The sequence below is a fragment of the Streptomyces sp. genome, from assembly GCF_036566765.1.
In the GTDB taxonomy this organism is placed as follows: domain Bacteria; phylum Actinomycetota; class Actinomycetes; order Streptomycetales; family Streptomycetaceae; genus Streptomyces.
Genome location: NZ_DATCVQ010000240.1, coordinates 20,479 through 28,822, shown reverse-complemented (window position 1 = coordinate 28,822; position 8,344 = coordinate 20,479). Strand labels below are relative to the sequence as shown.

Below are 8,344 nucleotides of genomic sequence, written 5' to 3'. Positions count from 1 at the left end.
AGCAGGGCCGGCGCGGGGGCCGGGGCAAGCAGGCCCGGCCGCAGCCCGCCGAGCAGGAGGAGTTCGCGCCGGACGCCGGGCCCGACCCGCGGGTCTGGGGCGACGGCTCCGACACCGTGGCGCTGCGCTCGGTACGCCCGGAGGACCTGCACGCGGGCGATCGGTGAGACGGTCGGTCACGGTCGCGGCCTCGGTCCTCGACCAGGCCGCGGCCAGCCTCACCAACATCGCCGTCCTGGTGATCGCGGCCCGCGCCGCCACCGCCGACGGCTTCGCCGCCTTCTCCCTCGTCTACATCACGTTCACCGTGCTGCTCGGCGTGAACACGGCCTACGTGGGCCAGACGGTGGTCCTGGAACGCGGCGCGGACGGGGCGCTCGGCGCGGCGGCCCGCTCGTCCGTCGCCGCCACCGCCGTCGCCTCGCTCGCGGCCGGACTGCTGCTCGCCGTCGGCGGCGCGGTCGCCGGCGGCGGCACCGGGCGGGCGTTCCTCGCCCTCGGGGCCGTCCTCCCGATCGTCTTCGTCCAGGACGCGCTGCGGTACGCGTTCTCCGTGCTGCGCCAACCCCACCGGGCCCTCGTCGCGGACCTGGTGAGGCTGGCCGGTGTGCTGCCCGCGCTGCTCGTCCAGCCGGACGGTACGTCCGCCGCCCGGCTGGTGCTCGTCTGGGGCGTCTCCGCGCTGCCCGCGGTCCTCCTCGGCCTGGCCCTGCTTCGCCCCTTCGTCGCCGGACACCGGGCCGACCTGCGGCGCTACGTCGGCCGGGACCACCTCGGGCGACGGTTCGTCGTCGAGTACGCCGTCGGCAGCGGCTCCAGCCAGCTCGCCGTGCTCGGCCTCGGCCTGCTCGCCGCCCCGCTCGCGGTCGGTGCGCTGCGCGGCGCGAGCACCGTCTTCGGACCGCTCAACGTCCTGTTCACCTCGGTGAACGCGTTCGGCCCGCCGCTGCTCGGCCGGGCCGGCGCACGCCGCGCGACGGTACGGGCCGCCGCTCTGCTCGGTGGCGTGCTCGCCCTCGTCGCGCTCGGCTGGGCGACCGTGTTGGCCGCGCTGCCCGACCGGATCGGCCGCGAACTCCTCGGCGCCACCTGGGAGTCGGCGTCCGCCCTGCTCCCGGCCACCGGCGCGCAGTACGCGGTGATGGCGCTCGGTACCTGCGGGCTCGTCACCCTGCGGGTCCTCAGCCCGCGGGCCACCCTCTCCGTCCAGGTCGTCTTCTCGCTGCTGTCCGTGGCCCTGATGCTCGGCGGCTACGTCCTCGCCGGCGTCCTCGGCGCGGCCTGGGGCCTTGCGGCCGGTTCCGCGCTCAAGGCGGTCGCCGCCTGGACCCGGGTCGCCCGCACCCGCCCCGAGGCCGAGACGGAGGCGGCGGAGGGTCAGCGCAGCAGCGCGCCCTTGTCCTGACGCCAGGTGGTCACCAGCGCGACGCAGATCAGCGCGATCGCGACCCGGCCCGACGCCTGCAGCAGCGGCCCGCGCAGCAGGATGAACGAGTAGCCCGCGACCAGCGGCACGACCAGCGAGATCAGGCTGCCCGGCGGTGCCCTGCGGGTGCCGCGCCGGGCGAACCGGCCGTCCACCCGGGCCGCCGCGTACCCGATCACCGCCATGCCGCCGGCCATCCCGACGGCGCCGAAGTCGATCCACAGCTCGGCCCAGATCGGCGAGGACAGGTTGGTGTTCACCGCGCCCATCCACTGGCCGACCATCACGCCGGTGTCGCGCGGCTTGCCCGCCCACACCGACCGGGGCACCGCGAACAGCACCGACCCGGCGAGCTGGCGGCCGTACCGGTGCCGCGCCCCCGATTCGACGAACGTGATGGTGTTGGCGAACATGCCGATCTGGTCGTAGTCCTTCATCGCAAGCGGTTCCAGGACCGACGTCGTCTCGACCGGCTTGTAGTTCTTCTCGTCGTACCGGAAGCGGTCCGAGAACGGGAACACGATGAGCGCCATCACCACGCCGAGACTCAGCGCCGAGCGGTACATCGCCGCGCTGACCGGGAACGCCGTGAACAGCAGCGCGAACATCACCGTGAGGAACCAGTAACGCGGGTTCGATATGGGGTTGTTGACCACGCCGTTCAGCGCCAGCAGCGCGAGGAACACCGCGATCACGGTCGGCCGCCGCCGGGCCCGCCGCGAGGTGACCAGCCAGCGGGAGTACACAAGCAGCGCGAACAGCGCCGGGACCGTGCCGAATCCGCGCAGGAAGGCCTGCCCGGCCTGCGAGTCGGCCTGCGAGACGCCCGCCTCCTCGATGCCGGCGATGATCTCCTGGCGGCTGGAGAAGAACACTGCGGGGCCGCCCAGCTTCACGATGAACAGCCCGCTGCACGCGAAGGCCAGCAGCACCAGCAGATAGAGCCGCCGCCGGTGCACCAGCGCCGGCCGCGTCTCCGCCCGCGCGGAGCCGCCCGGCCGGCCGCGCGCCAGGAGCGCCCCGACGTCGAAGGCCGCGCAGCCGACGAGGACCAGCGCCACCGCCGCCGTCAGGTCCGAGCGCGGTCCGACCACCGGCGTCGGCACGCGGCCCAGGACGGCCTGGGCGAGCGGTGCCACGCCCATCGCCATGTAGACGAACAGCCAGAACGAGCCCTGGAGCAGCTTGCGTCGGCTGGTCAGGATCATCGCCGAAAGACGGGCCCCGGCGTACATCGTCAGCGCGATCTGCACGTAGTACGCGGCGTCGTGGACGCCCGCGCCCGGCTGGACCGCCACCAGCAGCGGCAGGAACACCGTCAGGCCGAGGACCAGGGGGATCGACAGGGCGCGGGAGAGCAGCGTGCGCGGCCTGACCGGCGGCGCGAGCAGCATCGGCGGCGCCGGAGTCGTACCCCCGCCGGGCGCACCGGACCTGGCCGTACCGCGCACGTCCGTCGCCATGGCGCCCCCCGAACTCCCGTGCCGTCCCGCCCCGGAGACGTCGCCCCGGCGCAGTCTACCGACGCCGCCCTGTCACCTTGCGTCAACCGTTAGTCTGAACGTCTCGGCGCCAGGGGAGGCGTCGATGGGGGTGTGAACTCATGCGGAATCTCCCGGCCTTCACCTTGGCCGGCTATGACAAGGGCCGCTCCAAACTGGTCCAGGCGCTCTGGTTCGCGGTGATGAACACGCTGTTCATGGCGTGGTTCTGCCCGGCCCGGGTACGCGTGGCGCTGCTGCGGGCGTTCGGCGCGACGATCGGCGAAGGGGTGCTGATACGGCACCGGGTCCGCGTCCTGTGGCCGTGGAAGCTGACCGTCGGCGACCACACCTGGATCGGCGAGGGCGCCTGGCTGCTCAACCTGGAGCCGGTCGTCCTTGGCGCGCATGTCTGCGTCTCGCAGGAGGCGCTGCTGTGCACCGGCAGCCACGACCACCGGGCCGCCGACTTCCGCTACCGCAACGCCCCGATCACCGTCGAGGACGGCGCGTGGATCGCAGCCCGCGCCACGGTCCTGGCCGGGGTCACCGTCGGGAAGCACGCCGTCGTCGCGGCCGGTACGACGCTCCACCGCGACCTGCCGGAGCTGACCCTGCACACCGCCGACGGCCGCCGGCCGATCCCGGTGCCCGCATGAGCGCCGCGAGAGGGCTGCGCGTTCTGCATGCCGTCACCCTGCACAGCCCGACGCACGCCTTCGGCGGACCGGTCCGGGTGGCCCTCAACCTCTGCCGGGGGCTCGCCGACCGCGGCCATCAGGCCCGGCTCGTCGCCCTCGGCGACGGCTTCGACGGGCCGCTGCCGACCGACGTCGAGGGCGTGCGCACCCGCCTCTACCAGGCCCGGTCCATCCTGCCGCTCGGCTTCAGCGGCATCGCCTCGCCCGCGCTGCTCGCCGGCGCGAGCGGCCTGGTCCGGGACGCCGACGTGGTCCATGTCCACCTGGCCCGCGACCTGGTGACCCTGCCGGTCGCACTGGCCGCGCTGCGGGCCGGCCGGCCGCTGATCCTGCAGACCCACGGCATGGTCGACCCCAGCGACCGGCTGCTCGCCAAGGTCCTCGACGCCGTCGCCGTACGACGCGTGCTGCGCCGCTCCTCGGCCGTGCTGTACCTGACCGGGCACGAGCGCAAGGGGCTCGACGCGGTCGTGGGCGGCGTCCTGGAGCAGTCGGTACGCCTGGTCAACGGCGTCCCGGCGCAGGAGCCGAGCCCCGCACCCACCGGCCCGCCCAGGATCCTGTACGCGGCCCGGCTCCAGGCCCGCAAGCGCCCGCGGGACTTCGTGGCGGCGGTGCCGGAGATCCTGCGCCGCCACCCGGACGCTCAGTTCGTGCTCGCGGGCCCCGACGAGGGGGAGCGGGCGGGCGTCGACGCGCTGATCGCCGAGCTGGGCCTGGAGGACCGGGTGAGCCGCCCGGGCCCGCTGTCGGCCGAGCGGATGCTCGACGAGCTGCGCCGGGCGCACGTCTACGTGCTGCCGTCGGTGGACGAGCCGTTCCCGATGTCCGTCCTGGAGTCCCTGTCGGTCGGCACGCCCGCCGTGGTGACGACGTCGAACGGCCTCGCCCGGGACATCTCCGGGGCGGGTGCGGGCCGCGTCGTGGAGAGCGCCGCCGGGCTCGCCCCGGCCGTCCTCGACCTGCTGGACCCGGCCGCGCACGAAAGCGCCTCCGCGGCGGCCCGGAAGCTGGCCACGGAGGCGTTCTCGATGGACGCCGTCCTCGACACGCTGCTCGACGTGTACGGGACGGCCGTGCGCTACGCCGGAAGCCAGGCGTAGCAGCTCGTCGAGACGAACTCGCGGGCGCCCGACGGGACCTTGGCCTTCACGGGCCCGTCGGCGCCGGTCGACGGGCCCGAGGCGAGGACCTTGCCGTTGCTGCCCAGGGCCCGCCAGGTACACGCCGGGTCGGTGGTGAGCGCGCGGTACGTGCCCGGCTTCGGCCGCGTGACCGTGCCTTCGGGGAAGCCCGTGTCGGCGGCCGTGAGCAGCGGCTTCTGCTCCGGGCACAGATGCTGGATCGCGCCCCGGGCGTCCGGGACGTCGCCGGCGACGATCGCGCCGATCGCGGCGTCCTTGTCGCGCTTGGCGGTGCGGGCGATCCGCTGGCAGGACTCCTCGCCGGTCTGGAGCACCGCCGCGGGGTCCATCGTCTTCGGCACCCGTCCGCTCAGGTAGGCCCTCTGCCGCTCGGTGAAGGAGCCGGTGACCGGGGTGATCTTCGCGTCCGGCAGCACCTGGTCCTTCGGCAGGGCGGAGGGGGACCGGGCGGGCCCGGTGGGCTCCGTCTCGATCTGCCGGTCGGGGACGACCGGGCCGTTCGTGGCCCGGGGGGCCGCGTCCGTCTTGTCGCCGCCGTCGGACGAGCAGGCGGACACCGTCAGAAGCGCGGCCAGCAGGGCCGCGGCGGCCGCCGGCCGGCGGTGGAGTGGACGATGCATGGAGGAACTCCCGTGATACGTGGAATGCGGGGCCCGGCAGGCCGGGCCCCGCATCCTGTCAGGTCGTGCTCAGTACGGCGCCCGGGTTACGGGGCGCCGAAGGTCAGCACCAGCTGCGGGGTGCCCTCCGCGGCCGAGGCCTCGGACGACCAGAGCCACAGCGGGTCGGTGCCGGTGCTGGTCAGCGCCATGCTGTACGAGCCGCCCAGCGCCGCGGACAACGCCGAGGTGCTCAGCGCGGCGGAGTAGACGGCGGAGCCGTCCGTCGCGCCGGTCAGCGTGCCCAGCGTCCCCGTCCCCAGCGCGGGACGGTTGTTGTACGTCAGCGCCGTGTCCGTCCACGCACCGGTCACCGGCACGATCGACTGGCTGTCCGCCGAGCCCGCGCCGGTCGTCGTGGAGGTCTTCACCGCGAGCCGGGCGCTCTTCAGCACCGTGCCGGCCGGGGCCGACGGGAGCGTGAAGCGCAGGTAGGACTCGTACGCGGAGGTGCCGCGCACGGCCAGCGAGCTGGACGTGGCGTAGTTGGTGGACGGCGCGCCCGCGTTGGCGTACGTGTCGTCCGTCGCGGTCACCACGGAGACCGTGTCTGTCGGCGCCTTGGCCAGGCTGTAGTGCTTGGCGACCTGGGTCGCGGTGAGCGCCGACGGGTAGACCGCGGCCTCGTCGATCTGTCCCGCGAAGAAGGTGCTCGACGGACGCAGCGGCCAGCTGGTCAGGTTGTCCGCGCCCACGTGCCAGTAGCCGTCGTACTGCTGGTTGCCGGTGACGGTGTTGGACGAGATCTTCTGGCCGTCCACGTACAGCGTCATGCCGGCCGGACCCTGGGTGCCGACCACGTGGTGCCAGGCGCCGTTGTTGTACGAGCCGAGCGTGGTGAGGGTTTTGGCGCCGCCGGAGTACACGCCGAACACCAGGTTTCCGGTGTTGGTCATGTAGAGGTGCTTGTCGTAACTGCCGCTGTTGCGGGTGGTCTTGTTGCCGAACCCGATGAGCTTGCCGCCGCGGGTCGTGGTCGTCTTGAACCACGTCTCGACCGTGAACGCCCCGGTCACGTTCTGCAGCTTGTCGCTGTAGATCTGCTCGTCGGTGCCGTTGAGCGCGATCGCGGTGGACGGGCCGGTGACGGCGGCCGGAGTCTGCCGCAGCGTCGGGGCGTTGACGTACAGACCGCTGTTGTTCCCGTTGGAGGAGTCCGCCGCGTACGGCGTGGTGGACTCGTCGAAGCGCCAGTAGAGCTTCGCGCCGTCGGCGACCACCTGGGAGGCGTACGGCTCCGGGGAGCTGGGCACGGTCACCGTCGCGGTCGCGGAGAGCGCGCTGGTGTTGCCGTCCGCGTCACTGGCCGTGACCCGGTAGCTGTAGGTCTGACCCGGCGTCACATTCGTGTCCTTGAAGGACACCTGGGGCCGCGACCAGTACAGCGAGTCGCCGTCCACGGTGTGCAATGGGGTCGTCGAGCCGTTGCGGTAGACCTTGTACGTCAGCTTGCTGTCGTCCAGGTCCAGGCTGGAGCGCCAGCGGACCTGCACCGCGTCCGGGGTGACCGCCGAGGCGCTGGCGACCGGGACGGTCGGCGCGCCGGTGTCGGGGCCGGTGGCGAAGCGGGTCAGGCCCTGTGCCGCGGCGCCGTTGACGGTGGTGAACTCACCTCCCACCCAGAGGTACTTGGTGGTGCCGGTGCCCGAGACGGTGAGGACGCGCGGGCCGATGCCCTCGATGTCGGGCGGGGAACCGCCGTCGTTGGTGTCCGGGAACCAGCCCAGCTTGCCGGTGGACGTGGTCGGCTGCGCCAGCAGGTGGTAGCGGCGCCCGTCCGGGAACTCGCCGACGCTGGAGCAGTCGTGCGCGTGCGAGGCGCTGTACAGCACGCCCTGGTACGACTTCACGGCCTGGGTCGCGCCGAGGCAGGTGTCGCGCCAGCGCTGCTCGAAGTCGCTCAGGTTGAGCGCGATGCGGCCGTCGAAGACGCCGCCGCCGGTGCCCTCGTTGCCGGTGTAGAACCCGGTCGCGTCCGTGTCGATGTCCTTGACCACGGAGTTGGTCGGAATCCAGCCGCTCGGGTACGCCTTCGTCACCGCGCCGGTGGTGGCGTTGACCACCGCCAGCGCGTGCGAGTTGGCCCCGTTGACACTGAAGAAGTCGCCGCCGAGCAGCACGTGCTGCCCGTCCGGGGTGATCTCGATCGCGCGGCCCGGCTCGTCCGCGTTCGCGGTGAACGGCAGCAGCGCGCCGGCGGTGCTGACGGCCGCGAAACGCTGGCGGGTCTGGCCCTCGACGGTGCCGAAGTCGCCTGCCGCGTAGATCGTGGTGTCGGTGACGGCGAGCGCGCGGACGGTGGCCGGGAAGGACGGCGTGAAGGACGCCTTAGGCGTGCAGGTGGCGATGTCGATCGCGGCGAGGCTGCTGACCGGCGTGCCGTTGACCGCGCCGAAGTAACCGCCCGCGTACAGCGTCTTCTTGTCCGGCGAGACCACCAGGGTCCGCACCGTCGCGGTGCCGCTGCCGACGGTGAAGGACAGGGTGCAGCCGTCGGGCGCACCCGTCGCCGCGTTCAGGGCGGCGAAGTTGACGGCGCTCCGCGGAGTGCCGCTCGCGCCCTCGGGCGGCCGCACCTCGGAGAAGGTGCCGCCCACGAAGACGGTGTCGTTCGCCTCGGCCATCGCCCAGACGATGCCGTTGGTCTGCCAGGTCGGCAGATCGTCCGCGGTGAAGGCCACCGGCGGCGTCAGCGCCGCGGCCGTCGGGGCGAGGGAGCCCCCTGCTCCGGCCGCGACGGTCAGGACGAGGGCAGCGGACAGCCCCCAGGATCTACGCATGTTCCCCCCAGGCGATTTAGCCCAGTCAAGTGTGGCGTGAAGTGGTGCACGTGCCATGTGGTGAATGCGCACTGTACGACGAAATGGCGGTCGGATAAGGCCACTTGACCAATTCCGGACCATGCGTGCGCCGGTGCGCAGGTTCGCGGGTG

6 protein-coding genes are annotated in these 8,344 nt (G+C 73.1%); 3 read left to right on the top strand and 3 right to left on the bottom strand.

What is annotated here, in order from left to right:
- Positions 1–163: 163 nt before the first annotated feature.
- On the top strand, positions 164–1,405 hold the full coding sequence (locus VIU94_RS13665; RefSeq protein WP_331911123.1) for an MATE family efflux transporter: 1,242 nt from the start codon (positions 164–166) through the stop codon (positions 1,403–1,405).
- Here VIU94_RS13665 and VIU94_RS13660 read toward each other — a convergent pair.
- Complete coding sequence (locus VIU94_RS13660) at positions 1,378–2,889, bottom strand: hypothetical protein (protein ID WP_331911121.1); 1,512 nt, start codon at positions 2,887–2,889, stop codon at positions 1,378–1,380. The genes VIU94_RS13665 and VIU94_RS13660 overlap by 28 nt on opposite strands.
- Before the next feature lie 140 nt (positions 2,890–3,029).
- On the opposite strand from VIU94_RS13660, the gene VIU94_RS13655 reads away from it, so the two are divergent.
- Together VIU94_RS13655 and VIU94_RS13650 are read left to right on the top strand one after the other, a co-directional pair.
- Complete coding sequence (locus tag VIU94_RS13655) at positions 3,030–3,566, top strand: WcaF family extracellular polysaccharide biosynthesis acetyltransferase (protein WP_331911119.1); 537 nt, start codon at positions 3,030–3,032, stop codon at positions 3,564–3,566.
- Positions 3,567–3,580: 14 nt separating this feature from the next.
- Entirely contained in the window at positions 3,581–4,711 is a 1,131-nt protein-coding gene (locus tag VIU94_RS13650; RefSeq protein ID WP_331911125.1) for a glycosyltransferase, read from the top strand.
- On the opposite strand, the gene VIU94_RS13645 is transcribed toward VIU94_RS13650, so the two are convergent.
- Positions 4,690–5,373, bottom strand: coding sequence for a hypothetical protein (locus VIU94_RS13645; protein ID WP_331911117.1), 684 nt, complete (start codon positions 5,371–5,373; stop codon positions 4,690–4,692). The genes VIU94_RS13650 and VIU94_RS13645 overlap by 22 nt on opposite strands.
- Before the next feature lie 86 nt (positions 5,374–5,459).
- Positions 5,460–8,192 carry a LamG-like jellyroll fold domain-containing protein gene (locus VIU94_RS13640; RefSeq protein ID WP_331911115.1) on the bottom strand — a complete coding sequence of 911 codons (2,733 nt, stop codon included), beginning with the start codon at positions 8,190–8,192 and terminating at the stop codon, positions 5,460–5,462.
- Positions 8,193–8,344: the final 152 nt, after the last annotated feature.

Bases quoted from the DNA above. Each gene is read 5' to 3' on its own strand.
- VIU94_RS13660 (WP_331911121.1), bottom strand. From the start codon at position 2,889: ATGGCGACGGACGTGCGCGGTACGGCCAGGTCCGGTGCGCCCGGCGGG.
- VIU94_RS13655 (WP_331911119.1), top strand. From the start codon at position 3,030: ATGCGGAATCTCCCGGCCTTCACCTTGGCCGGCTATGACAAGGGCCGC.
- VIU94_RS13645 (WP_331911117.1), bottom strand. From the start codon at position 5,373: ATGCATCGTCCACTCCACCGCCGGCCGGCGGCCGCCGCGGCCCTGCTG.
- VIU94_RS13640 (WP_331911115.1), bottom strand. From the start codon at position 8,192: ATGCGTAGATCCTGGGGGCTGTCCGCTGCCCTCGTCCTGACCGTCGCG.